Source organism: Cognatiluteimonas telluris, from assembly GCF_011320095.1.
Taxonomy (GTDB): domain Bacteria; phylum Pseudomonadota; class Gammaproteobacteria; order Xanthomonadales; family Xanthomonadaceae; genus Cognatiluteimonas; species Cognatiluteimonas telluris.
Window position 1 is genome coordinate 1 of record NZ_JAANOY010000006.1, and the last position, 23916, is coordinate 23916.

Sequence of the window (23916 nt, forward strand, 5' to 3'; positions counted from 1 at the left end):
TGGCGCATCCGCAGCCGCCGTCGCCGCGCTCGCCCGCCGGTCGCCTGCGCGCGTGGCGCGAGCGGCTCGCCGACCGCTGGCCGCAGTACGCGTTCGCGCTGGCGCCCGCCGCCGCGACGCACGACGGCCACGACCACGATCCCTACCAGCGTCCGTTCTATCGCCGCTTCCGTGCGTTGCTGGGCTGGTGCCTGTCGCACCGCTGGCTGGTGATCGGCGCCACGGTGGCCGCCTTCGTGCTGTCGATCGCGCTGTTCCGGTTCGTGCCGCAGCAGTTCTTCCCCGACTCCACCCGCACCGAACTGATGGTCGACATGGAGCTGGCCGAGGGCGCGTCGCTGCAGGCGACGGCCAGGCAGGCGCACAAGCTCGAGGGGATGCTCAAGGGCCACGCCGGGATCGACAACTACGTCGCCTATGTCGGCACCGGTTCGCCACGCTTCTACCTGCCGCTGGACCAACAGCTGCCGGCGGCGAATTTCGCCCAGTTCGTGGTCCATGCCGAGGACATCGAGGCCCGCGAGCAGGTGCGCCAGTGGCTGATCCACGACGTCATCCCGCGTTTCCCCGACCTGCAGCTGCGCGTGACGCGGCTGGAAAACGGGCCGCCGGTCGGGTATCCGATCCAGTTCCGCGTCTCCGGCGAGCACGTCGACCAGGTGCGCGCGCTGGCGCGGCAGGTGATGGCCAAGGTCGCGGCCAATCCGCACGTCACCAACGTCAACCTCGACTGGGACGAGCCGAGCAAGGTCGTGCGCATGCACATCGACCAGCAGCGCGCCCGCGCTCTTGGGGTGAGTTCGGCGGCGCTGTCGAAATTCCTGTCCGGTTCGCTGTCGGGCCTGCACGTGAGCACCTACCGCGAAGGCAATGAGCTGATCGAGATGCTGCTGCGTGGTTCGGGCGACGAGCGCACGCACCTGGAGATGCTGGCCAGCCTCGCGGTGCCGACCGCGAGCGGCAAGTCGGTGCCGCTGTCGCAGATCGCCACGTTGGAGGATGGCTTCGAGGACGGCATCATCTGGCACCGCAACCGGCTGCCGACGATCACCGTGCGCGCCGACATCCGCGACACGCTGCAGCCGGCGACGGTCGCCGCGCAGATCGCGCCGACACTCGACGGCATCCGCGCCGGGCTGCCGGAAGGCTACCTGCTGGAAACCGGCGGCACGGTCGAGGATTCCGCGCGCGGGCAGAACTCGATCAAGGCCGGGCTGCCGCTGTTCCTGCTGGTGGTGGTGACACTGCTGATGCTGCAGCTGCGCAGCCTGTCGCGCACGGTGCTGGTGCTGCTGACCGCGCCGCTGGGACTGATCGGGGTGACGCTGTTCCTGCTGGTGTTCCGGGTGCCGTTCGGGTTCGTGGCGATGCTGGGCACGATCGCGCTGGCGGGCATGATCATGCGCAACTCGGTCATCCTGGTGGACCAGATCGAGCAGGACATCGCCGCCGGCCACGACCGCTGGCACGCGATCATCGACGCCACCGTGCGCCGCTTCCGTCCGATCGTGCTGACCGCGCTGGCGGCGATCCTGGCGATGATCCCGCTGTCGCGCAGCGCGTTCTTCGGGCCGATGGCGGTGGCGATCATGGGCGGGCTGACGGTCGCGACCGCGCTGACGCTGCTGTTCCTGCCGGCGCTGTATGCGGCCTGGTTCAAGGTGCGCGCCGAGGAGGCGCGCGCCTGACGACTTCGCGGCCGGGCCGCTTCGCCCTCCCCCCTGACGTGCCGGGGCGGCCCGGTTTGCGATCTTTCTGGCCTCCGCCGCCCCCGCGTGGTGCAATAGCGGGCGAAGCGGGGGTATCGGGCGTGCCATGCGCGCCCGGTTGAGACAGACCCTTCGAACCTGGCCGCGCTGTCCGACAGCCTCCGGCGTAGGGAAGCTTCGCGACACCGCCCGCGGTGGCGCGCCGCCGCTTCGTCCCGCGCCTTCCTTGGACGAACGCCATGAATGCAGTCCCCTCGCAACTCATCCGCGACACCGAGCAGCTCTCCGACGCGGTGACGCGCCCGATTCCCGGCTCGCGCAAGATCCATGTCCCCGGATCGCGCGCCGACCTGCGCGTGCCGATGCGCGAGATCGTGCAGTCGCAGACGCCAACCCTGTTCGGCGGCGAGGACAATCCGCCGATCACGGTCTACGACACCTCCGGTCCGTATTCGGATCCCGAGGCCAGCATCGACCTGTCCGCCGGCCTGCCGCCGCTGCGCGCGCACTGGATCGCCGAACGCGCCGACAGCGAGCCGCTGGCGGCGTTGTCGTCGGCCTTCGGCCGCGGCCGGGAGACCGACGCGCGACTGGACGCGGTGCGCTTCGGCCACCGGCCGCTGCCGCGCCGCGCCGTGGCCGGCGCCAACGTCTCGCAGATGCATTACGCACGCCGCGGCCTCGTCACCCCGGAAATGGAATTCGTCGCCATCCGCGAGAACCAGCGGCTGGACGCGATGCGCGACGCCGGGCTGCTGGCGCAGCACGCCGGGCAGAGCTTCGGTGCCAACATCCAGCAGCTGATCACGCCGGAATTCGTGCGCGACGAAATCGCCCGCGGCCGCGCGATCCTGCCCAACAACCTCAACCACCCCGAATCCGAGCCGATGATCATCGGCCGCAACTTCCTGACCAAGATCAACGCCAACATCGGCAACAGCGCGGTGTCGTCGGGGATCGCGGAAGAGGTCGAGAAGCTGGTGTGGGCGATCCGCTGGGGCGCCGACACGGTGATGGACCTGTCCACCGGCAAGCACATCCACGAAACGCGCGAATGGATCTTGCGCAATTCGCCGGTGCCGATCGGCACCGTGCCGATCTACCAGGCGCTGGAAAAGGTCGACGGCCGCGCCGAGGAGCTCACGTGGGAAATCTTCCGCGACACGCTCGTCGAGCAGGCCGAGCAGGGCGTGGACTACTTCACCATCCACGCCGGCGTGCTGCTGCGCTACGTGCCGCTGACGGCCAGGCGCGTCACCGGCATCGTCTCGCGCGGCGGCTCGATCCTTGCCAAGTGGTGCCTGTCGCACCACAAGGAAAATTTCCTCTACACGCACTTCGAGGACATCTGCGACATCATGAAGGCCTACGACGTCGCCTTCTCGCTGGGCGATGGCCTGCGGCCGGGCTGCATCGCCGATGCCAACGACGCCGCGCAGTTCGGCGAACTCGAGACCCTCGGCGAGTTGACGAAGATCGCGTGGAAGCACGACGTCCAGACCATGATCGAAGGCCCCGGCCACGTGCCAATGCAGCTGATCAAGGAGAACATGGACAAGCAGCTGGCCGAATGCGGCGAGGCGCCGTTCTACACCCTCGGCCCGCTGACCACCGACATCGCGCCGGGCTACGACCACATCACCAGCGCAATCGGCGCGGCGATGATCGGCTGGTACGGCACCGCGATGCTCTGTTACGTCACGCCCAAGGAGCACCTCGGCCTGCCCAACCGCGAGGACGTGCGCGACGGCATCATGGCGTACAAGATCGCAGCGCACGCCGCGGATCTGGCCAAGGGCCATCCGGGCGCGCAGGTGCGCGACAACGCCTTGAGCAAGGCGCGTTTCGAATTCCGTTGGGAAGACCAGTTCAACCTTGGCCTGGATCCGGAGAAGGCGAAATCCTTCCACGACGAAACGCTGCCCAAGGACGCGCACAAGCTGGCGCATTTCTGCTCGATGTGCGGGCCGCACTTCTGCTCGATGAAGATCACCCAGGACGTGCGCGACTACGCCGCCGAGCACGGCGTCGACGAAACACAGGCGCTGGATGCCGGCATGGCCGACAAGGCCTCCGAGTTCCGCGAAGCCGGCGCCCAGGTCTACCGGCGCCAGTAATGGCCACCGGAAGCTGGTGATGCCGGGCGGCATCCGCCCGGCGATCGCCCGTTGCCGGCCGGATCGGGCGGCGCGTGCCCGGGCGCAGCGAATCGACGCCCGGCGTGGCGGCGGACGCTTCCGACAAACGTCCGGCCGCCGGTGGAATTTGATGCCTGGATTACGACCGCGCGCTCGCGTGGCGGCGTCGGCGCGGCGGTCAGAACCTGGGCTTGTCGGTCGCCGGCGTGCCGTCGTAGCGCGCCATTGATTCGCGCAGGATGCGCTTGGCGTCCGCGGCGTCGCCCCAGCCGTCGAGCTTGACCCACTTGCCCGGCTCCAGGTCCTTGTAGTGCTCGAAGAAGTGGCCGATGCGCTCGAGCCAGTGCTTGCTGACCTTGCCGATGTCGTCGATGTGGCTGTAGCCGGCGAACACCTTGTCGACCGGCACGGCGAGGATCTTCTCGTCGCTGCCCGCCTCGTCGGACATCTTCAGCACACCGACCGGGCGGCAGCGGATCACCGAGCCCGGGATCAGCGGCAGCGGCAGGATGACCAGCACGTCGGCCGGATCGCCGTCGCCGCACACCGTGTGCGGCACGTAGCCGTAGTTGCACGGATAGCGCATCGGGGTGGACAGGATGCGGTCGACGAAGATCGCGCCGGAGGCCTTGTCGACCTCGTACTTGACCGGGTCGGCGTCCTTCGGGATCTCGATGATGACGTTGATTTCGTCCGGCGGATTCTTGCCGGTGGGGACGAGGTCCAGGCCCATGGGCGCGCGGCTCCGGCGACGGGATGTCGCAGTGTTTCAGGGGCCGCGCAGGATACGGCAATCCATGCTGCTATGCAGCAAAGGGTTCCCGCGCGGGCTAGAGCGCGTGGCCCAGCGTCATCGCCAGCAGCGCCAACAGCATCAATCCGAGCGCGGCACGGCTGCCCAAGCGGATGCGCCGCTGCAACAGCGCCGCGGTGTCGGCAGCGGCGCCGTCGTTTTCGGACAGTGTCGCCAGGCGGGTGACGCTGCGGCCGATCACGGCCCCGCCGATGATCGCCGCGAGCAGCCCGGCCAGTCCGCCGAGCCCGTAGACCAGGCCTGCGGTGCTCGCGATCGCCTGCGGCTTGAAGCCGGCTGTCAGCGTCCAGTAGAGCCAGGCACCGCTGAGCACCGTGAGGCCCGCATTCGCGGCCATGAACCGATGGAACCCCCGGCCTTCCAGCGCCTGCAGCATGGCGCCGCCCCTGGGTTCCAGCCGCCCCAGCGCCGGCATCAGGTACAGCGTCAGGAATGCCGCGGCGCCAAACCATGTGGCGGCGACCAGGATGTGCAGCGCCCGCACTTCCACGAAGATCGAAGCCATGAAGATACCCCCTCGATGCTTGCTCACCCGATGTTGGCGCCGCAGGCCGGCGATTTCAAACAGCGCCCGTCCGATTACTGGCAGACGAAAGCATCGCTGCCTGCAGCGGGTGCCGGTTTGCACAGATCCGGCCAGCCGTTGCGCTTCCAGTAGTCGACCATGCCCAGGCGCTGCGCGAATTGCTGGAACGCGGGATCGCGCCGCGCCTTGCGCGACCAGGGCTCGGGTTGCCACAGCCAGTTGAGGAAGGCGTCGGATAGACCGCTGTGCCCGTGCGTGTAGAGGTCGAATGCGCGCGCGGGTTCGCCGAGCTGCAGCAACATCGTCGGCGCCCAGTCGTCATCCGCGTGTGTCGCGACCAGGTCCAGCGCGACCCGGCGCTGGGCCGCGTCGCCATACGTCCCAAGGTAAATGGCTTGCAGGTCGGCGGCTGGGATCTTCGTGCCCATCTTGCTCGTGGAGTTGGCGAAGTCGCGCGCGGACGCCGGCAGATCGCCGTGCGCGGTGTCGTAGAACTCCATCATCAGGGCGCCGAAGGGCGAATCCGAAACGCCGCCGCGATGGATGTACGCCAGTGCCCCGGCTGCATCGCCAGCGCGCCAGCGGAGCATGCTCTTGTAGAACAGCAGCAGGGTATTGGCGGGGTCGTTGGCCAGGGCGGCATCGATGCGCACTTCGGCCGCGCGCGTGCGGCCCATCGCCGCCAGTTCGTTCGCGGCCCAGTAATTCACCGCCGGATCCTTGGGATCCAACGCCAGGGCATGGCGCATCGGCTCGACCATGGCGCTGTAATGGCGCTGCGAGAACTGGTTGTAACTCAGGGCGGCGTAGGCTTCGGCATCGTTGGGATCGATTTCCAGGGCGCGGTGCGCGGCCGCATCCGACGCCTGCCAGCTCGCCTTCCAGTCGCCGGCCACGTATTGCGGAAGCACGGCTTCGGCGACGGCGAGCTTGGCCCATGCACGTGCGAAATGCGGATCCAGCGTGGTGGCGTTGCGCAGCAACTCGATCGCGCGCGGCAGGCTGTCGCCGACGCGCTGGTTCACCAGTTCCTGCGCGGTGACGAATTGCGAATACGCTGCGCCGCTGGTGGTGGCGACCGGCACCAGGCGTTTGCGGTCCGCTGTCGCAAGCATGATTTCCAGATGGCCGGCGATCGCGCGCGCGATGCGCTCCTGTACGTCGAAGATGTCGTGCATGTCGCCGTCATAGGTCTGCGACCACTCCTCGAATCCGTCTGCGGTCCGGATCAGCTGCACGCTGATGCGCACCGCGTCGCCCTGGCTTCGTACCGATCCTTCCAGCACGTTGGCGACATCCAGCGCCTCTCCGATGGTGCGCAGGTCGGCATCATGCTTGCCGTAATAGAACGACGATGCGCGCGCGGCCACCTTCAAGCCCTGCACGCGGGCCAGCGCATCGAGCAGTTCCTCGGCCATGCCCGCGGAGAAATAGCCGTGGTCGTGTCCCGGGCTGAGGTCCTCGAACGGCAGCACCGCGATCGACCTGGCGGGGATCGCGGAAACGCTTTCCAAGCCGGCGTCGCGATGCGAAACCAGCGTATTGGCCAGCAGCAGCACCACGGCCAGCCCGAGCACCGCGATGATCGCCCGGTCGAGCCTGCGGCCGGTGGCGTGCGCGATGGAATCGTCCGGCGCGATGTCGCTTTCGCGCTTCAGCCCTTGCGGGGTGAATTCGTAGAACCACGCAAACGCCAGCCAGAAAGGCAACCCGATCGCCGCCGCGGCCACGAACCAGCGCGTGGTCCAGTCTGGCGCGCCGAATGCCGGCCCCAGCTGCGCGATGCCCTGTGCCAGCGCCCACGCGGCGCCAAGGTAGAGCACGCCGGCGCGCAGCACGTTGCGGCGTTGGAGCTCGGCGACGAACGAGAGTCGCTTCATCGCGCTGTTCCCGCGACAGGCGATCCGGTGCGCCCTGCGGCGACTTGTGCCGGCGTGGGCAATCCCAGCTTCAGGCAGAACGGAGCAAAGCGTGCATCACTATCCAGCGCCGCAGGAATGAAGGGATCCTCGTACAAGGTGGTCACCCCCGGATCGCGAACCTTAAGGCTCTGCTCGAGCCACTTGAACGCCTGGTCGACATCGCCGCGATAGGCGTAATACTGCACAAGGTTGATCGGCGATACATCGGCGTAGCGGATCATCCCGCGCACCTGCGCATCGGCCTTGGCCTGCTCGCCACGCATCGCATACACCTCGGCCAGCGCGGTGCGGCGGTTGTAGCCGGGGACCTCGGCCAGGGCCGTGGCCAGCGCCTGCTCGGGCTGTCCGCGCTTGATGTACACCGCGACCAGGTAGGAACGATAGCCCGACGCCGCCGGCTGCAACTCGATTGCGCGCTTGAGCTGCGCTTCGGCCTCGTCGAGCTTGCCCCGTGCCAGCAGGAACTGCCCGGTGTAGAAGTGGAACGAGGCATTCAGCGGTTCCAGCGCAAGCACCTTGCGCATCATCGCCACCGCCTCATCGAGCCTGCCCTGCGACGCGGTGACGTCGGACAGCTGGTACAGCGTCTCGGCGTTGTTCGGATCCAGCGATACGGCCGTCGCCAAGGTCGCTGCGGCGGTGCGGACGTCGAGGTCCGACCAGGCCTGCACCACGCCAAGTGCGCCTTGTGCCACGGCGAGGTCCGGCCGCAACGCAACCGCCTTGCGTGCGTGCTCGCGCGCCAGCGCCTGGGTCGGCGCACGCTCGGCGAAATCCTCGAGCGCCCAGTCCAGGAACCACTGTTCCGCGATCGCCAGCCGCGCATAGGCCAGCGCGTAATCCGGATCAAGCGTGATCGCCTGCTGGTAGTAGGCCACGGCCTTGAAATAATCGGTGCGGTTGCGACGCTCGGCGTAATAGCGCCCTTGCAGCAGGGCGTCGTACGCGGCGATGTTGCCGCTGGGCGGCTTGTCGGTGATCTCGATGGTGCGGCCCAACAGCGCCGCCTCCAACGCATTGGCGACGGCGGTGGCGATCTCGGATTGCACCGCGAACACATCCTTGAGCTGGCGCTCGTAGGTCTGCGACCACAGCTGGCTGCCATCAGCGGCGTTGACCAGCGAGGCGACGATGCGCACGGTGTCGCCCTGCTTGCGTACCGTGCCTTCGAGCAGCGTCGCCACGCCGAGCTTCGCACCGATGCGGGCGGTATCGTCTTGTTCCCTCCCGCGGAACTGGAACGACGAGTTGCGTCCGATCACCTTCAGCTCGTGTACCTGGCCGAGCGCAGAGATGAGTTCCTCGGACAGCCCGTCGGAGAAATAGTCCTGCGACGCATCGCCGCTTTCGTTCAGCAGCGGGAGGACGGCGATGGATTTCACCGGCGTGGATGACGCCGCACCGCCCGCATCCTTGCGCGATACAAAGATGTTGGTGACCAGCAGCACCACCGCGATGGCGAGCACGGCGATGATCGCGCGATCGAGCGTGCGGCCGGTGCCGCGGGTGATGGACGCGTCCGCGGCGATCTCGCTCTCGCGCTTCAAGCCCTGCGGCGTGAACTCGTAGAACCAAGCGAACGCGATCCAGAACGGAAAGCCGACGGCCGCGGCAAGCACGAACCAGCGTGCGATCCAAGCGTAATCGCCGAACAGCGGCAGCAGTTGCGCCAGCCCCTGCGCCAGTGCCCATGCGGCGCCGATGTACAGCACGCCGGCGCGCAGGACGTTGCGGCGCCTGAGTTCGGAGAAGAGCGATCCCATCGCGTTCATGGCGTGGTCCTGGCCGCCGGCGCATACGGAAGCCCCACCTTTGACAGCACGGCCTGGAAACGCGGCTCCTGGCGGATCGGGTCGAAGATCGGGTACCACAGCAGTTGCGGCGTGGTGCTGCTGCCGTTGCGCGCGAAATCCTCCAGCGCCGCGAGCGCACCCTCGCGATCGCGCAATGCCGCCAGGATCAGGGCGCGGACGATGGCGTCGCGGCGCAGGGCGGCGAGGGCGGGACTCGTCTGCAGGCTGCGAGCGGCTGCCGGCGCCAGCGCCGGATCCGCCATGCCGCGGATCAGCGCTGCCGTGGCGTCGGGATCGTGGCCGATGAGCGTCGACGCGATCCGCATCTGGCGCTCGGCTTCGACGTAATCGCGTTGCCCCACGTAGACCCAGACCGCGATGCGGTGCTCCAGCAGGCCTTCCGGATGCGCCTGCAGCGTGCGCTGCATCTGCGACAGCGCGGCATGTTCATCGTGCAGCGCGAACAGCAGCTGCGCACGGATCGCGCCGCCGGGACCGGACAGCGGATCGCGTTGCAGGGAACGCTCGATTTCCGCCAGCGCCGGTCGCAGCTGGCCGACCGCATACAGGAACTGCGCGTACTGGTCGATCGCTTCGGCATCGCCCGGCGCGACCCGCAACGCATCCCGGAACGCGGCATCCGCGTCCGGCCACCGCATCTGGTTGGCGAACACGATGCCGCGCGCGACGTGGGCCAGGGGCAGGTCCGCATCCAGCGCCAGGGCCTTGTCCGCGGCGTCGAGCGCGGCCTGGTTGGTGGCCGAAATCGGCACCAGTGCGTAGCTCGGCAGGATCGCCCTGGTTTCGGCCAGCGACGCCCATGCCGCGGCATCCTGCGGGTCGATCCGCACCGCCTGTTCGAAGGCATCGATCGCCGCGGGCATCGAACGGGTGGCGAACAGCGTCAAGCCACGCAGGTACAGGTCGTGCGCACGCGAATCGACCGGCCTGCGCTGCGCGCCGTCATGCCCGCGGTTCCACTGCACCTGGAGCTTGCGGGCGATGGCGGCCGATATCTCGTCCTCCACCGCGAAGATGTTGGTGAGCTTGCGGTCGTACTTCTCCGACCACAGGTGGTATCCGCTGCGGGTGTCGATCAACTGCGCGGTGATGCGGACCTCATCGCCGGCGCGCTGCACGCTGCCTTCCAGCACCGTCGCCACGCCCAGCACCCGGCCGACTTCGCGCAGGTCCTCGTCCTTGCCCTTGAACGCAAACGCCGATGTCCGCGCCGCGACCTTGAGCCCGGGTACCTGCGCCAGCGCGTTCAATATTTCCTCGGTAACGCCGTCGCTGAAGTATTCGTTGCGCGGGTCGCCGCTCATGTTGACGAAGGGCAGGACCGCGACCGATCGCGACGCGATGACTTGTGTCGTGGCTTCCGGTGCGGTCGTCGCAGGCGCCACGCGTTCGAAACGCCACAGCAGGCCGCCGCCGATCGCCAGCAGCACCGCGAGTATGCCCAGCTCGATTCCGCTGATCTTCTGCGCGCCTCGCTCGCCGTGGTACCAGGCGAGCACGAGTGCCACGCAGAACCCCAGCGCCAGTGCGAGGATCAGCAACCGTTCGATCGACGCCGGCCAGGCGAAACGCTGCGCGACGATATCCACGCCCTGCAGCAGCGCGAAAGCGAACGCGACGTAGGCCAGCGCCCACTGCACCAGCTTGCGTTGCCGCAGGCGCGCGAAAAGCTCAGCCATGGGCGGCAGTGCGGGCAGGAGCCGCCATCGCGCGGCCCGCGGCCGATCCGGGCAGATCGGACATCGACAGGGCGACACCGTCGACCGGGCTCGCCAGCGCGAAGGCGGTGCAACTCCGCGACGCGGCGCCGGACGGGTTGCCGCATACGGAGGTTGCGATCAGCGACATGTGCCCGGCCTGGCCAGCGGAACCCGCTTATCGCCATACGTGGCACGAGCCTCGGGGCCGGCCATCGGCGAACCCACCTGCTGCTCTGGGGCCCCTGGATGCATGCTGCTCGCCTCCCGGGGCGGCGCTCCCGGGCGTGGGCCGCAGTGTGCCTGAATTGGCCCCGGAGGATCGCCGCGGCGGAGGGGCAACAAAAAAGCCCCGCCGGAGCGGGGCTTTCGAGACCGGAGACGTCCGGCTTACAGCAGCGGCACCAGCAGCAGCGCCACGATGTTGATGATCTTGATCGCGCCTTCGGCTCCCCTCACCCCGTACCCCTCGCCCGCAAGCGGGAGAGGGGCGAAGGTTGTGAGCAGTCATCGCTCCGGCTTACAACAGCGGCACCAGCAGCAGCGCGACGATGTTGATGATCTTGATCAGGGGGTTGATCGCCGGGCCGGCGGTGTCCTTGTAGGGATCGCCGACGGTGTCGCCGGTGACGGCGGCCTTGTGCGCTTCCGAACCCTTGCCGCCGAAGTTGCCGTCCTCGATGTACTTCTTGGCGTTGTCCCACGCGCCGCCGCCGGTGGTCATCGAGATCGCCACGAACAGCCCCGTGACGATCGTGCCGATCAGCAGGCCGCCGAGCGCCTTCGGGCCGAGCAGCAGGCCGACGATCACCGGCACCGCGACCGGCAGCAGGGACGGTACGATCATTTCCTTGATCGCCGACTTGGTCAGCATGTCGACCGCTCGCGAGTAATCCGGCTTGCCGGTGCCCTGCATGATCCCCGGGATGTCGCGGAACTGGCGGCGCACTTCCTCCACCACCGCACCGGCGGCGCGGCCCACGGCTTCCATCGCCATCGCGCCGAACAGATACGGAATCAGGCCACCGATCAGCAGGCCGATGATCACCATGTGGTCGGACAGGTCAAAGCGCATCGCTTCGTACGCGACGCCGCTGGCCAGTGCCTTGGCCTCACCGACCGTGTTGAGGTTGTGGGTGTAGTCGGCGAACAGCACCAGCGCCGCGAGCGCCGCCGAACCGATCGCATAACCCTTGGTCACCGCCTTGGTGGTGTTGCCGACGGCGTCCAGCGGATCGGTGATGTTGCGCACTTCCGGTGGCAGCTCCGCCATCTCGGCGATGCCGCCGGCGTTGTCGGTGATCGGGCCGTAGGCGTCGAGCGCGACGATCATGCCGGCCATCGACAGCATCGCGGTCGCGGCGATGGCGATGCCGAACAGGCCGCCGAGGTAGAACGCCCCCCAGATCGCGGCGCAGATCACGATCACCGGCAGCGCGGTCGACTTCATCGAGATGCCGAGGCCGGCGATGATGTTGGTGCCGTGGCCGGTGGTCGACGCCTGCGCGATGTGCTGCACCGGCTTGAACTGCGTGCCGGTGTAGTACTCGGTGATCCACACGATCAGGCCGGTCAGCACCAGGCCGATCAGCGAGCACTCGAACAGCGCCATGTTGGAAATCACCAGGCCGTCGCCGGTGGTCAGGCCGTCGGGCAGCAGGTTCGCGGTGACGAACCAGAACGCGACCGCCGACAGCACCGCCGATACGATCACGCCCTTGTACAGCGCGCCCATGATCGAGCCGCCTTCCTTCACCTTGACGAAGAACGTGGCGATGATCGAGGCCACGATCGAGACGCCGCCGAGCACCAGCGGATACAGCACGGCATTGAAGTTGTCGACGAAGGTCAGGCCCGCCAGCAGCATCGTCGCGATGACGGTGACGGCGTAGGTTTCGAACAGGTCCGCGGCCATGCCGGCGCAGTCGCCGACGTTGTCGCCGACGTTGTCCGCGATCACCGCCGGGTTGCGCGGGTCGTCCTCGGGGATGCCGGCTTCGACCTTGCCCACCAGGTCCGCGCCGACGTCGGCGCCCTTGGTGAAGATGCCGCCGCCCAGGCGCGCGAAGATCGAGATCAGCGAGGCGCCGAAGGCCAGGCCGACCAGCGCGTGCAGCGCCGGCTCGCCGGTCATGCCCATGTGCGCCAGCACCGCCCAGTAACCGGCGACGCCGAGCAGCCCCAGGCCGACGACGAGCATGCCGGTGATCGCGCCGCCGCGGAAGGCGACGTCCATCGCCGGGCCGATGCCGCGACGCGCGGCTTCGGCGGTGCGCACGTTGGCGCGCACCGAGACGTTCATGCCGATGTAGCCGGCGGCGCCCGAAAGCACCGCGCCGATGAGGAAACCGATCGCGGTCTGCCAGTTCAGGGCGAAACCGATGATGACGAACAGCACCACGCCTGCGATACCGATCGTCGTGTACTGGCGGTTGAGGTAGGCGCGGGCGCCTTCCTGGATCGCGCCGGCGATCTGTTGCATGCGTTCGTTGCCGGCGGGCTGGGCGGTGATCCAGCGCGCGGACACGATGCCGTACAGGATCGCAAGAACGGCGCAGCCAAGCGCCAGGTACAAACCGTAATCGACCAGCATGAAACCCCCTCCCGAGTGGAAACCAAGTGGCAACCGCTCGACTATCGCACAGCGCCGCGGCGCGCGGAACGCCGTCAAAGCCGGTTCAGGCCGCGCGTGCCAGCCTGCCGGCCCGATCCCAATCCGGATCCCCCGATCCGACCACGGAGCCTCCATGCGCCTCGCCCCCGTGCTGTTGCCCGTCGTGCTGTCGCTGCTTGCCGCCAGCCTGCCGCTGCAGGCGGCCGGGCTGGCGCCTGAAATCCACCGCGCGCCGGCCCCGCCGCAGGCGGTGGGCGTGCGCCATACGCTGCGCGGCATTCCCGAAGCCTGCACGCGACTGGAAGGCATGTTCACCGGCGATGCTGCCCGGCCGTACGACTTCAGTGCGGTGCGCACCAGCCCGACCTGCCAGGGCCGCGCGCGCTTCGTCGACGCCGGACAGGCCAAGCCGGCCAGCAGCGCCGGCTGGATCCTCAACGACGTGATCCGCGTGCCCAGCGCCGCCTGTCCCGGACAACAGGCGGTGGTCACCGTGTGGCGGCACCCGTCCGCCGCCGCGCCACCCAAGCTCGACGCCCAGGGCCGCGCGCGGATCTACCTGCAAGAGTCGATGGACAAGGCCAGGGCCGGGGCCCTCACGCCAATCCCGATGTACGCCGCGACGCTGGTGCTGGAGGGCAAGCCCTGCGAATGAGTCGCATCGTCCGGCATGCGCGGCGCGTCTGTGCCCGGCGCGGCGGCGCTGCGCTTATGATGCCGGCGTCATCCGGGGACGGCGCCAATGAGCGAACACGACAGCAGCATGGGCAGCGTCGAGCAGTCGGTCTGGAGTGGCACGCCTTCGCAGTGGCAGAACCTGTGGGCGTGGGTGTCCTGCATCCTCATCGTCACGATTCCGTGGGCGCTGTGGCGCGCATTGGTAACGAAGAACACGCGCTACGACCTCACCGACCAGCGACTGAAGACGACCGTCGGCGTGTTCAACCGCGTCACCGATGACCTGGAGCTGTATCGGGTCAAGGACACGCACTTCCAGCAGACGTTCTGGCAGCGCATGGCCGGCATCGGCGACATCGTGCTCAGCACCTCCGACACCAGTACCCCGATCGTGGTGATGGCCGATATCCGCGGTGCTGAGGCGGTGCGTGAAGCGGTGCGTGGTCTGGTCGAAAAACGCCGCGACGCCAAGCGCGTGCGCGAGCTGGACGTGGGGCACGAGGCGCTCTGATTCCGGCGCATCGGCCAGCGCAGCCACCACCGCAACTCACCCCTCCCAGGGCGACAGCCTTGGCCTGACCAGCGCATTCTTCAGCGCAACGTAACGCGGCAGCCCATCGCGGCCGTAGTCCGGATACGCCTCGCCGCGGATCAGCGGTTCCAGGTAGCGGCGTGCCGCCGCGGTGATGCCGAAGCCGTCCTTGCGGATGAAATTCGCCGGCATCTTCTTCTCCTGGTTGGCGATCCTGGCCAGCGGCGCGGCCCCGACCTTCCAGCGATACGGCGCATTGGACGTGCGCACGATCACCGGCATCGTCGCGTTCATGCCCTCCAGCGCGTAATTCACCGCGGCCTTGCCGACCGCCTGCGCCTGGTCGAGGTCGGTCTTGGAGGCGATGTGCCGCGCGGAGCGTTGCAGGTAGTCCGGCAGGGTCCAGTGGACCTTCAGTCCGAGACGTTCCTTGACCCGTGCGGCCAGGTGCGCGGCGACGCCACCAAGTTGCACGTGACCGAAGGAGTCCGTCCCGGCGCCGGCATCGGCGATGAAGCGGCCATCGGCGTTGCGGATGCCCTCGCTGGCGACCACGACGCACCAGCCAACGCGTTCGACGGTCTCCTTGACCCGGTCGACGAAGGCGTTTTCGTCAAACGGCCGCTCCGGGAATAGGATGATCTGCGGCGCGTCGTCCGGCCCTTGCCCGGCCAGTCCACCGGCGGCGGCCAGCCAGCCGGCGTGGCGGCCCATGGCTTCGTAGACGAAGACCTTGGTGGAGGTGTCGGCCATCGCGGCGACATCCAGCGCCGCCTCGCGCACCGAGATGGCGGTGTATTTCGCCGCCGAACCGAACCCCGGGCAGCAGTCGGTGACCGCCAGGTCGTTGTCGACGGTCTTGGGCACGCCGATGCAGGTCAGCGGAGCGCCTCCATCGACAGCCGCGAATTCCGCCGCCAGCCGCGACATCTTCAGCGCGGTATCGGCCGAGTCGTTGCCGCCGTTGTAGAGGAACCAGCGCACGTGGTGCGCCCGGAGCACGGCCAGCAGGCGCTCGTAGCGCGCGCGGTCCTCGTCCAGCGACCTGAGCTTCACCCGGCACGAGCCGAAGGCGCCGCCGGGGGTCTGCGCCAGGCCGCGCAGCGCCGCCGCCGATTCCCTGGAGGTGTCGACCAGCTCCTCGCGCAGCACCCCAAGGATGCCGTTGCGGCCGGCCAGGACCCGCACGCCATGGGCGCGCGCGGTTTCGATCACCGCGGCGGCGGTGGCGTTGATGACGGCGGTGACGCCGCCGGACTGGGCGTACAGCAGCGTCGGCGCGGCGGGCGTCGCTCGTTTTGCCATGGGGCACCTCGTCGGATCGATCGCCGGGATGCGGTAAGCTGGCCCGCCGCTTGGCGGGGCGCGACGGGCCCGGCGAGTGTAGTCCGGGCCGCTCGGCGCCCACGTGAGCGACCGTCCGACGCGCTGGCCTGGCCCGCGTCCCGATCTGGAGTGTTCGATGCGATTGGTTTTGTTGGGCGCGCCGGGCTCCGGCAAGGGCACGCAGGCCGCGCGGCTGAAGGAGCACCTGCAGGTGCCGCACGTCTCGACCGGCGACCTGCTGCGGGCGGAAGTCGCCGCCGGCAGCAAGCTCGGCCTGGAAGCGAAGGAAATCATGGCGCGCGGCGACCTGGTGTCCGACGCGATCCTGCTGGGGATGCTGGAAGACCGGTTGTCGCGGCCGGATACGGCGGGCGGATTCATCCTCGACGGCTATCCGCGCAACCTGGCCCAGGCCAGCGCGCTGGGCCAGTTGCTGGCGCGCATCGGCCAGCCGATGGACTGCGCGGTGCAGCTGGACGTGGACAGCGAACTGCTGGTCCAGCGCATCGCCGGCCGCGCCCAGGCCGAGGGCCGCGCCGACGACAACCCCGAGTCGGTGCGCAAGCGGCTGTCGATCTACAACGAGCAGACCGCGCCGGTGGTCGACTTCTACCGCCAGCAGGGCAAGCTCAGCGTGGTCGACGGCGTCGGCACGCTGGACGAGGTGTTCACCCGGATCCTGGAAGCGATCGCGCCGGTGCGCGCGGTCGGCTGAAACACGGGGGCCGCCGCACGACGGCCACCGACGAGCCTTCGAGGCAATAAAAAACGCCCCGGAATCCGGGGCGTTTTCGTGTCGCGATGCGGCGTGGGGCTCAGTTCCCGGTCAGGAGCGTCAGGCCGTAGGCCTGCAGGATCGGATTGACGGGCGTGAAGAACGTCGTGGCCCGGGACCTGGTGCCACCGCCACCGCCGCCGCCGGGCTTGCCGCGGGTCGAGACACTGTTGGCGCCGAAGAACGGGATCGGATTCTTGTCACCCTTGCAGCTGCCGCTGCCGCCGGACAACACGCCCTGCGCCTGGCCGGTGCCGTTGATGTACGAGCCACCCGAATCGCCACCCTCGGAGCAGGCGGTGGTCTGGGTCAGGTTCTGGACCGTTTCACCGGTGCTGTAATTGACGGTGACGCCCTTGGCCTGGATCGTGCCGCAGTGCCAGCCGGTGGTGCGCCCGGAGCGGCAGATCGCCGCGCCGATGGCGGCTTCGGTGTGGCCGGTGACGGTCACGTCACCCTTGCCCCACCCGTAGACCGTCGGCAGGCTGGTGTTGCCGGACGAGACCTGGATCCAGGAGTAGTCCGGCCCGGTGCCGCCTGGCTTGGGGAAGGTCGAGGCGGCGAACGAGCCGATCTGCGGCCCGATCGTCCATTGCGGCGAACCCTCCAGGTACACCGGCTCGCCGGCATCGCCGCAGTGGCCGGCGCTGACATAGCCCGGTGCGCCGTTCTTGGTGACGTTGAAGCCGATCGAGCAGGCATAGAGGTAGCCGTCGCCGGGATCGCGCAGGTAGCCCAGGCCGCCCTTGAGGGTGGAGCGCAGGCTGGGCTGCTCATCGCTGGTGACCAGGCGCACGGTGCGGGCGTCGGCACCGCTGGCGGCGACGAAGTTGGCCCCGGCGCGCTGATGGCCCTGGCCGACGGTGACGACCACACTGTTGCTCGGCAGGTCGACGTACCAGCTGTACACGCCCTTGGGCGCCCTGCCGCCCTGCGCCAGCACGGCATCGAGCCGGGCCTTCGAGGCGTTGAGCTGGGCGACGTCATGGCGCACCTGGCGGATCACGACGCCGGCGGGCGCCTTCTGCGGACGGATCGACGTGGTGGCCACGACCAGCTGGTAACGGCCGTTGGCCGCCTGCTCGATCCAGCTGCCGGCGAAATGACGGCCCTGGGCCTTGGCCAATGCGTGTTGCTTCTGCGTCGCCAGGCGCTCGATCTTCAGGTACTGCGACAGCTGCGTCGACGACATCCCCAGGTCGCGCTGCATCACCGCGCGCAGGGTGGGGGAGACAGCGGACGTGGCCGGGGCGGCGGTCGCCACCATGGCCACGGCCAAGGTCATCGGCGAGAGCACGAGCAGGCCGCGCTTGGCCCGGGAAGCAAACTTGCGCATCAGCATTTCTCCTGTTGCATGGATGTCGAGGAGTGCAGGACCCGGGGCGGGAGCGCGATGAATCGCAGCTGACGGAGGGTCCGCACGCCCGATCCTCTGGCAGCGTCCCGTGTGCTGCAAGTGAAACCACCCGATCGGCGACAATGGAGACATGAACAAAATCCACATCCTCGGCATCGCGGGCACCTTCATGGGCGGCGTGGCCGCGCTGGCGCGGGAACTCGGCCTTGGCGTGGAGGGCAGCGACCAGGCCGTCTACCCGCCGATGTCCACCCAGCTCGAGCGGCTGGGTATTGCACTGCAGCAAGGATATGCGCCGGACAACATCGCCCCGGACTGTGACCAGGTCGTGGTCGGGAATGCGCTGTCGCGTGGCAATCCGGCGGTGGAACAGGTGCTCGACGCGGGCCGCGCCTACACGTCGGGGGCGCAGTGGCTGGCCGAAAACGTCCTGCCCGGCCGCGACACCCTGGCCGTGGCCGGCACCCACGGCAAGACCACGACCACCACCATCCTGACCTTCCTGCTGCAGGCCGCGGGGCGCGAACCCGGCTTCCTGGTCGGGGGCGTGGCCGAGGATTTCGGCGTGTCGGCGCGCCTGGGCCGCGGGCGCGAATTCGTGGTCGAGGCCGACGAGTACGACACCGCGTTCTTCGACAAGCGCAGCAAGTTCGTGCACTACCGGCCGCTGGTGGCGATCCTCAACAACCTCGAATACGACCACGCCGACATCTTTCCCGACGTCGCCGCGATCCAGCGCCAGTTCCACCACCTGGTGCGGACAGTGCCGCGGCGCGGGCGGCTGATCGTCAACGGCGAGGACGAGCGGCTGGCCGAAGTCCTGGCGATGGGCTGCTGGACCCCGGTCGAGCGTTTCGGCCTGGATGGGCGCGATGATTACGAATGGACCGCGCGCCTGCGCAATGACGACGGCAGCGCATTCGTCGTCGTGCACCAGGGCCGTGAACTGGGCGAGGTGCGCTGGCCGCTGCTGGGGCGGCACAACGTGATGAACGCGCTGGCGGCGCTGGCGGCCGCGCACGCGGTCGGTGTCGACGTCGCGGGCGTGTTGCCGGCACTGGCGTCCTTTCGCAGCGTCAAGCGGCGGATGGAAGTGGTCGGCGAACACGATGGCATCACCGTCTACGACGATTTCGCCCACCATCCGACCGCCATTGCGACCACGCTCGCCGGCCTGCGCGCGAAAGTCGGTGCCGCGCGGATCGTGGTGGCGATGGAGCCGCGCAGCAATTCGATGCGCCTGGGCGCGCACGCCGACGCGCTGGCGCCGTCGCTGGCCCACGCCGACGTGGTGGTCTTCCTGCAGCGGCCGGAGCTGGCGTGGGACGCGGGCCAGGTCATCGCGGCGCTGGATGGCGAAGGCGTCGGCGTGGCCGATGCCGATACGTTGATCGCGCAGCTGTGCCAGCGCGTACGCGCCGGCGACCATGTCGTGTTCATGTCCAACGGTGGCTTCGACGGCGCGCCCCGGCGGTTTCTCACCGCATTGCAGGCCTGAGGCGCAGGCTGGCCGGCGATGAGCGCATCGCCCTCACTGCCGCTGCTGCCGTTGCCATCGGTGCTGTTGCCCGGCGCCGTAATGAGCGTGCGGATGCTCGAGCCGCGTTACCTGGACCTGCTGCGAGAGAGCGGCCGCAATGACGCCGGGTTCGGTGCCTGCCTGCGGCTGCAGGCGCCCGAGGCCGGCACCGCGGCGATCGGCACCCACGCGCGGATCGAGGACTTCGCCAATGGCGCCGATGGCCTGCTGACGTTGCGATTGCGCGGCGGGCGCCGCTTCCAGGTGCGGCGCACGCGCGTGCGCGACAACGGCCTGATCCTCACCGAGGTCGACTGGCGTGATGTCGACGGCGATGACGAGCTGCGGCCCGAACACGCCACGCTCGCGCTGGTGCTCGGCCACATGCTCGACCAGCTCGGCGGCGAGCATGCGCAGGCGGCGCGGCTGGACGATGCCGCCTGGGTCGGCTGGCGCCTGGCGGAGCTGTTGCCGCTGGCCGAGCGCCATCGGCAGGCGCTGCTGCAGGAAGACGACCCGCACGCGCGGCTGGATCGGCTGCTGACGCTGGTCGCCTGACGGCGTCACCGGCCCCGCAGTCCGGGTAAGCGCAACGCACCCGGGGCCTTCGCGACACGCCCCGGGTGCGGCTCCGCCTTACCCGGGCTACGGATCATGGGTGTGTTACGAACCCGGCTCCGTCCGGGCGCATGCGGGGAGCCAGGCATCCGGTCGCCGTCGCGCGCTCCTCTAGACTGTCGCGATGTCCACCTCCGATGCGATCGAGATCCAGGCGCTCAAGGCCGACAGCTTCGGCCGCATCGCGTTGATGCGTGGCCGCGAGGGCGTGTTCGTCCGTCGCGACCTGCGCCACGTGCCGCGCTGGCTGTGGCTGCCGGCGTGGTGGCTGGCGCGCCGCGAGGCGCGCGCGCTGCAGGCGATCGCCGGGATGCCCGCCACGCCGCAGTTGCTGCGCTGGGACGGGCGCGTGCTCGATCGCAGCTATCTCGAGGGCGCGGCGATGTACCAGCGGCCGCCGCACGGCGAGCTGGCGTATTTCCGCCGCGCGCGCCGGCTGCTGCAGGCGCTGCACCGGCGCGGCGTCGCGCACAACGACCTGGCCAAGGAAGCCAACTGGCTGGTGCTCAGCGACGGCACCCCGGCGCTGATCGATTTCCAGCTCGCCGTGCGCGGGCGCGCACGTTCGCGCTGGATGCGCCTGCTCGCCCGCGAGGACCTGCGCCACCTGCTCAAGCACAAGCGCACCTATTGCCCGCAGGCGCTGACGCCGGTCGAACGCCGCCTGCTGCGGCGGCGCTCGTGGCTGCGCCAAGCCTGGTTCGCCACCGGCAAACCGGTCTATCGCTTCATCACCCGCCGCCTGCTGCACTGGGAAGACAACGAGGGGCAGGGCCCCAAGCCCTGAGCGGCGACGTCCGGCCGGGAAGACGGCGGGCGGCCGGGAAGACGGCGGGCGGGCGATGTGGCACCGTACGCCGGCGTTTGTCCCCTTACTTCGGCCTACCACGCATGTCCAACCTGTCCGGCAAGACCCTCTTCATCACCGGTGCCTCGCGCGGCATCGGCCGCGCGATCGCGCTGCGCGCCGCGCGCGACGGCGCCAACATCGTCATCGCCTCAAAATCCGCGCAACCCAACCCCAAGCTGCCCGGCACGATCCACAGCGTCGCGGCGGAAGTCGAAGCCGCCGGCGGGCGCGCGCTGCCGCTGCAATGCGACATCCGCGACGAAGACGCGGTCCGCGCCTGCGTGGCGGCCACGCTGGACACCTTCGGCGGCATCGACATCCTGGTCAACAATGCCAGCGCGATCTGGTTGCGCGGCACGCTCGACACCCCGATGAAGCGCTTCGACCTGATGCAGCAGGTGAATTCGCGCGGCAGCTTCCTGTGCGCGCAGGCCTGCCTGCCGGCGCTGCTGAAGGCGCCCAACCCGCACATCCTGACCCTGGCGCCGCCGCCGTCGCTGGATCCCAAGTGGTGGGGCGCGCACACCGGCTACACGCTGGCGAAGATGGGCATGAGTTTCGTGACGCTTGGCCTTGCAGCCGAATTCGGCCCGCAGGGCGTCGCGGTCGATGCCTTGTGGCCGCGCACGGTGATCGCGACCGACGCGATCAACATGATTCCGGGCGTGGATCCGGCGTGGTGCCGCAAACCGGAGATCGTCGCCGACGCGGCGCACGCGATCTTGGTCCAGTCCTCGCGCGAGGGCGGTGGCCGCTTCCTGATCGACGAGGACGTGCTGCGCGCCGCCGGCGTCAACGATTTCTCGCAGTACGCGGTCGATCCGTCGCAGCGCCTGCTGCCGGACCTGTTCCTGGACTGACCGTCCGCCCAAGCTCGTCTAGGACTCACACGCGCGGATTGCCGACGCCAAAGCGCGCGGCATCGCTGGATCCATCCGCCGATGACGCTCGCGATTCGCGGCGATAGTGAGCCTGCCGTTCCAGTTGTCGATGCGAAGGCGCTGGTTTCACTTGCTGTTCATTGCGTGCGGCGCCCACTGGCTGCGTCATAGGAGTCCCCGTTGCGACTGGCGAATGCGCCAGTCGCCGATTCGCGGGACATGAGGTCGCCACAGTCGGATCCGGGCCTGCGGGGAGCAGGCGAATCCACACCACGCGGCCACTGCAGCACGACCTTCGATATTTCTTCCAGCGAACCCTCCGCGCCAGGCGGGGCTCGCTCTCCACGCTTGTCACGGAACGCTTGCCACAGACGTGATCGACGACCCTTCGTCGATCCGTGGGTTGCCGGTGCGACACAACCAGGAACCCATCGTGAAAATCAAATTGTTACCGCTGGTGCTGCTGACGCTCGGCCAGGGCGCCATTGCCCAGCAGATCCCCCAGGCGGGGTCGCTGCTGCAGCAGTTGCCGCCTGCGCCCCAGGCGCAGGCCGCCGAGCCGAGCATCCGCATCGAAGAAGGCACGGCGCCGGTGGCGCCCGGCGCCGATGCGGTCCGGGTGCGGGTCGACGCGTTGAGCGTGACCGGAGCGACCCGGTTCGGTGCCGCGGAACTCGTCGCCGCGACGCAGTTCAAGCCGGGCTCCAACCTGACGCTGGCCGAGCTGGAAGCGATGGCCGCGCGGATCACCGAGTTCTACCGGCACCACGGCTATTTCGTGGCACGCGCGTATCTTCCGCCGCAGGACGTCACCCGCCATGTGGTGACGATCGCCGTGGTCGAAGGGACGTACGGCAAGGTCACGTTGCGCAATTCCAGCCGTCTGTCCGACGACGTGGCGATGGCCAGGCTCGCCGGCGTCGATGCCGCCGGACCGATCGAGCTGGCGCCGCTGGAAAGCCGTCTGCTGCTGTTGTCCGACCTTCCGGGCGTCAGGACCACATCGACGCTGGTCCCGGGACAGGCGCCGGGCACGTCCGACCTCGTCGTCGATGTCGCGCCAGGCCCCCTGCTGTCGGGCAGCGTCGACGCCGACAACGCCGGTAACCCTTACACCGGCGAAGCGCGCGTCGGCGCCACGCTCAACCTCAACGACCCGCTGGGCCGTGGCGACGTCGCCAGCCTGCGCCTGCTGACCTCGGGCCCCGGCCTGCGGTACGGCCGCGTGTCCTATCAGATGCCGTTCGGCGCACGCTTCGCGGCGGGCGTGGCGTACAGCAAGCTCGATTACGAGCTGGGGAAGAAGTTCGAAGTACTCGATGCCAATGGCTCGGCCGAGGTCGCCAGCGTGTTCGGCACGGTCACCCTGGCCCGGTCGCGCGCGACCAACCTGTACGCGGGCCTGGCCTATGAAGACCGGACGTTCCAGGACCGGATCGACCTGTTCGACGCGGTGACCGACAAGAAGGCGCATGCGGGCATCGCAACGCTCTATGGCAACCACCAGGACGGCTTCGGCGGCGGCGGCATGACGGCGTTCACCCTCGCGCTGACGGCGGGTTCGCTGGACATCCGCACGCCGCAGGCGCTGGTCGCCGATGCCGCGAGCGCGCGCACCAATGGCGCCTACCAGAAACTCTGGTTCAACGCGTCGCGGGTCCAGCGGGTGACGGACGTCTTCTCGCTGCGTGCCTCGGTCACCGGCCAGCTGGCCTCGGGCAACCTCGACCAGTCGGAAAAAATGGTCCTCGGCGGCATGGACGGCGTGCGCGCCTATCCGCAGGGCGAGGCCTTCGGTGACCAGGGGTACGTGGGAAGCCTCGAAGCGAGCCTGCTGCTCGCCGGCCTGTCGGGCCATGTCCCGGGCCAGGTGCACCTGCTCGCGTTCGTCGACGGTGGCCACGTGACCATCAACAAGGACCCCTGGGGTGCGGGCGACAACAGCCGGACGCTGGGCAGCGGGGGACTGGGCCTGACGTGGGATGAGCCCGGCAACTTCGCGGTGCGTACGTACTACGCCCGCAAGCTCGGCGGCGGAGAGGCGATGTCGGCGCCCGACACGTCCGGCCGCTTCTGGATCCAGGCGATCAAGTTTTTCTGACGTGCCCTGCCCCCACCGGGGCGCCTACGCGCAAACAAGGATCCA

19 protein-coding genes are annotated in these 23916 nt (G+C 68.9%); 10 read left to right on the forward strand and 9 right to left on the reverse strand.

The genetic code is table 11. The features are described 5' to 3' along the window. Together G7B67_RS05555 and thiC are read left to right on the forward strand one after the other, a co-directional pair. A partial coding sequence (locus tag G7B67_RS05555) for an efflux RND transporter permease subunit (RefSeq protein ID WP_166209184.1) occupies window positions 1-1688 on the forward strand: 1688 nt, incomplete at its 5' end. Between the two features lie 260 nt (window positions 1689-1948). Continuing rightward, entirely contained in the window at window positions 1949-3826 is a 1878-nt protein-coding gene (thiC, locus tag G7B67_RS05560) for a phosphomethylpyrimidine synthase ThiC (RefSeq protein WP_166209187.1), read from the forward strand. 199 nt (window positions 3827-4025) lie between these two features. Here the strand turns inward: thiC and ppa are convergent, their stop codons facing one another. The 7 genes from ppa to G7B67_RS05595 form a co-directional block, all read right to left on the reverse strand. Then, window positions 4026-4580, reverse strand: a complete 555-nt coding sequence (gene ppa / locus G7B67_RS05565; protein ID WP_166209190.1) for an inorganic diphosphatase — start codon at window positions 4578-4580, stop codon at window positions 4026-4028. Between the two features lie 97 nt (window positions 4581-4677). Next, complete coding sequence (locus G7B67_RS05570) at window positions 4678-5166, reverse strand: hypothetical protein (RefSeq protein WP_166209193.1); 489 nt, start codon at window positions 5164-5166, stop codon at window positions 4678-4680. 74 nt (window positions 5167-5240) lie between these two features. Beyond that, window positions 5241-7067, reverse strand: a complete 1827-nt coding sequence (locus G7B67_RS05575) for a hypothetical protein (protein WP_166209196.1) — start codon at window positions 7065-7067, stop codon at window positions 5241-5243. Next, window positions 7064-8881 (reverse strand): tetratricopeptide repeat protein, encoded by a 1818-nt coding sequence (locus G7B67_RS05580; protein WP_166209199.1) that lies wholly within the window; start codon window positions 8879-8881, stop codon window positions 7064-7066. The genes G7B67_RS05575 and G7B67_RS05580 overlap by 4 nt, the downstream gene beginning before the upstream one ends. Next, the gene (locus tag G7B67_RS13275; protein WP_207780873.1) at window positions 8878-10602 is read right to left on the reverse strand and encodes a hypothetical protein; all 1725 of its coding nucleotides are present in this window, start codon (window positions 10600-10602) and stop codon (window positions 8878-8880) included. Before G7B67_RS13275 ends, G7B67_RS05580 begins: the two co-directional genes overlap by 4 nt. Further along, complete coding sequence (locus G7B67_RS05590) at window positions 10595-10771, reverse strand: hypothetical protein (RefSeq protein ID WP_166209202.1); 177 nt, start codon at window positions 10769-10771, stop codon at window positions 10595-10597. The genes G7B67_RS13275 and G7B67_RS05590 overlap by 8 nt, the downstream gene beginning before the upstream one ends. 369 nt (window positions 10772-11140) lie before the next feature. Continuing rightward, window positions 11141-13213 (reverse strand): sodium-translocating pyrophosphatase, encoded by a 2073-nt coding sequence (locus G7B67_RS05595; RefSeq protein WP_166209205.1) that lies wholly within the window; start codon window positions 13211-13213, stop codon window positions 11141-11143. 154 nt (window positions 13214-13367) lie between these two features. Here G7B67_RS05595 and G7B67_RS05600 point away from each other — a divergent pair, with 154 nt between their 5' ends. Both G7B67_RS05600 and G7B67_RS05605 read left to right on the forward strand, forming a co-directional pair. Next, window positions 13368-13889 (forward strand): hypothetical protein, encoded by a 522-nt coding sequence (locus tag G7B67_RS05600; protein WP_166209209.1) that lies wholly within the window; start codon window positions 13368-13370, stop codon window positions 13887-13889. An 87-nt stretch (window positions 13890-13976) separates the two neighbouring features. After that, window positions 13977-14423, forward strand: a complete 447-nt coding sequence (locus tag G7B67_RS05605) for a PH domain-containing protein (protein ID WP_166209212.1) — start codon at window positions 13977-13979, stop codon at window positions 14421-14423. Between the two features lie 36 nt (window positions 14424-14459). Here G7B67_RS05605 and G7B67_RS05610 read toward each other — a convergent pair whose 3' ends face one another. Continuing rightward, window positions 14460-15749 carry a 6-phosphofructokinase gene (locus tag G7B67_RS05610; protein WP_166209215.1) on the reverse strand — a complete coding sequence of 430 codons (1290 nt, stop codon included), beginning with the start codon at window positions 15747-15749 and terminating at the stop codon, window positions 14460-14462. Window positions 15750-15906: 157 nt separating this feature from the next. Here G7B67_RS05610 and G7B67_RS05615 point away from each other — a divergent pair, with 157 nt between their 5' ends. Continuing rightward, on the forward strand, window positions 15907-16485 hold the full coding sequence (locus G7B67_RS05615) for an adenylate kinase (protein WP_166209218.1): 579 nt from the start codon (window positions 15907-15909) through the stop codon (window positions 16483-16485). Window positions 16486-16585: 100 nt separating this feature from the next. Here G7B67_RS05615 and G7B67_RS05620 read toward each other — a convergent pair whose 3' ends face one another. Then, window positions 16586-17881, reverse strand: coding sequence for a S1 family peptidase (locus tag G7B67_RS05620; RefSeq protein WP_166209221.1), 1296 nt, complete (start codon window positions 17879-17881; stop codon window positions 16586-16588). Window positions 17882-18032: 151 nt separating this feature from the next. On the opposite strand from G7B67_RS05620, the gene mpl reads away from it, so the two are divergent. From mpl to G7B67_RS05645, 5 genes are all read left to right on the forward strand, one after another. Then, entirely contained in the window at window positions 18033-19400 is a 1368-nt protein-coding gene (gene mpl, locus G7B67_RS05625) for a UDP-N-acetylmuramate:L-alanyl-gamma-D-glutamyl-meso-diaminopimelate ligase (RefSeq protein ID WP_166209224.1), read from the forward strand. A gap of 18 nt (window positions 19401-19418) precedes the next feature. After that, on the forward strand, window positions 19419-19979 hold the full coding sequence (locus G7B67_RS05630; protein WP_166209227.1) for an LON peptidase substrate-binding domain-containing protein: 561 nt from the start codon (window positions 19419-19421) through the stop codon (window positions 19977-19979). Between the two features lie 184 nt (window positions 19980-20163). After that, window positions 20164-20826, forward strand: a complete 663-nt coding sequence (locus G7B67_RS05635; protein WP_166209230.1) for a protein kinase family protein — start codon at window positions 20164-20166, stop codon at window positions 20824-20826. Between the two features lie 104 nt (window positions 20827-20930). Further along, window positions 20931-21749, forward strand: coding sequence for an SDR family oxidoreductase (locus G7B67_RS05640; RefSeq protein ID WP_166209233.1), 819 nt, complete (start codon window positions 20931-20933; stop codon window positions 21747-21749). A 454-nt stretch (window positions 21750-22203) separates the two neighbouring features. After that, window positions 22204-23871 (forward strand): ShlB/FhaC/HecB family hemolysin secretion/activation protein, encoded by a 1668-nt coding sequence (locus G7B67_RS05645; RefSeq protein ID WP_243412263.1) that lies wholly within the window; start codon window positions 22204-22206, stop codon window positions 23869-23871. Window positions 23872-23916 lie beyond the last annotated feature (45 nt).

Excerpts from the sequence above, each read along its gene's own strand:
- ppa (WP_166209190.1), bottom strand. The coding sequence starts at position 4,580 with ATGGGCCTGGACCTCGTCCCCACCGGCAAGAATCCGCCGGACGAAATC.
- mpl (WP_166209224.1), top strand. The coding sequence starts at position 18,033 with ATGAACAAAATCCACATCCTCGGCATCGCGGGCACCTTCATGGGCGGC.
- G7B67_RS05575 (WP_166209196.1), bottom strand. The coding sequence starts at position 7,067 with ATGAAGCGACTCTCGTTCGTCGCCGAGCTCCAACGCCGCAACGTGCTG.
- G7B67_RS05630 (WP_166209227.1), top strand. The coding sequence starts at position 19,419 with ATGAGCGCATCGCCCTCACTGCCGCTGCTGCCGTTGCCATCGGTGCTG.
- G7B67_RS05570 (WP_166209193.1), bottom strand. The coding sequence starts at position 5,166 with ATGGCTTCGATCTTCGTGGAAGTGCGGGCGCTGCACATCCTGGTCGCC.
- G7B67_RS05580 (WP_166209199.1), bottom strand. The coding sequence starts at position 8,881 with ATGAACGCGATGGGATCGCTCTTCTCCGAACTCAGGCGCCGCAACGTC.
- thiC (WP_166209187.1), top strand. The coding sequence starts at position 1,949 with ATGAATGCAGTCCCCTCGCAACTCATCCGCGACACCGAGCAGCTCTCC.
- G7B67_RS05595 (WP_166209205.1), bottom strand. The coding sequence starts at position 13,213 with ATGCTGGTCGATTACGGTTTGTACCTGGCGCTTGGCTGCGCCGTTCTT.
- G7B67_RS05640 (WP_166209233.1), top strand. The coding sequence starts at position 20,931 with ATGTCCAACCTGTCCGGCAAGACCCTCTTCATCACCGGTGCCTCGCGC.
- G7B67_RS05600 (WP_166209209.1), top strand. The coding sequence starts at position 13,368 with ATGCGCCTCGCCCCCGTGCTGTTGCCCGTCGTGCTGTCGCTGCTTGCC.
- G7B67_RS05610 (WP_166209215.1), bottom strand. The coding sequence starts at position 15,749 with ATGGCAAAACGAGCGACGCCCGCCGCGCCGACGCTGCTGTACGCCCAG.
- G7B67_RS05620 (WP_166209221.1), bottom strand. The coding sequence starts at position 17,881 with ATGCGCAAGTTTGCTTCCCGGGCCAAGCGCGGCCTGCTCGTGCTCTCG.
- G7B67_RS05615 (WP_166209218.1), top strand. The coding sequence starts at position 15,907 with ATGCGATTGGTTTTGTTGGGCGCGCCGGGCTCCGGCAAGGGCACGCAG.
- G7B67_RS05590 (WP_166209202.1), bottom strand. The coding sequence starts at position 10,771 with ATGTCGCTGATCGCAACCTCCGTATGCGGCAACCCGTCCGGCGCCGCG.
- G7B67_RS13275 (WP_207780873.1), bottom strand. The coding sequence starts at position 10,602 with ATGGCTGAGCTTTTCGCGCGCCTGCGGCAACGCAAGCTGGTGCAGTGG.
- G7B67_RS05605 (WP_166209212.1), top strand. The coding sequence starts at position 13,977 with ATGAGCGAACACGACAGCAGCATGGGCAGCGTCGAGCAGTCGGTCTGG.
- G7B67_RS05635 (WP_166209230.1), top strand. The coding sequence starts at position 20,164 with ATGTCCACCTCCGATGCGATCGAGATCCAGGCGCTCAAGGCCGACAGC.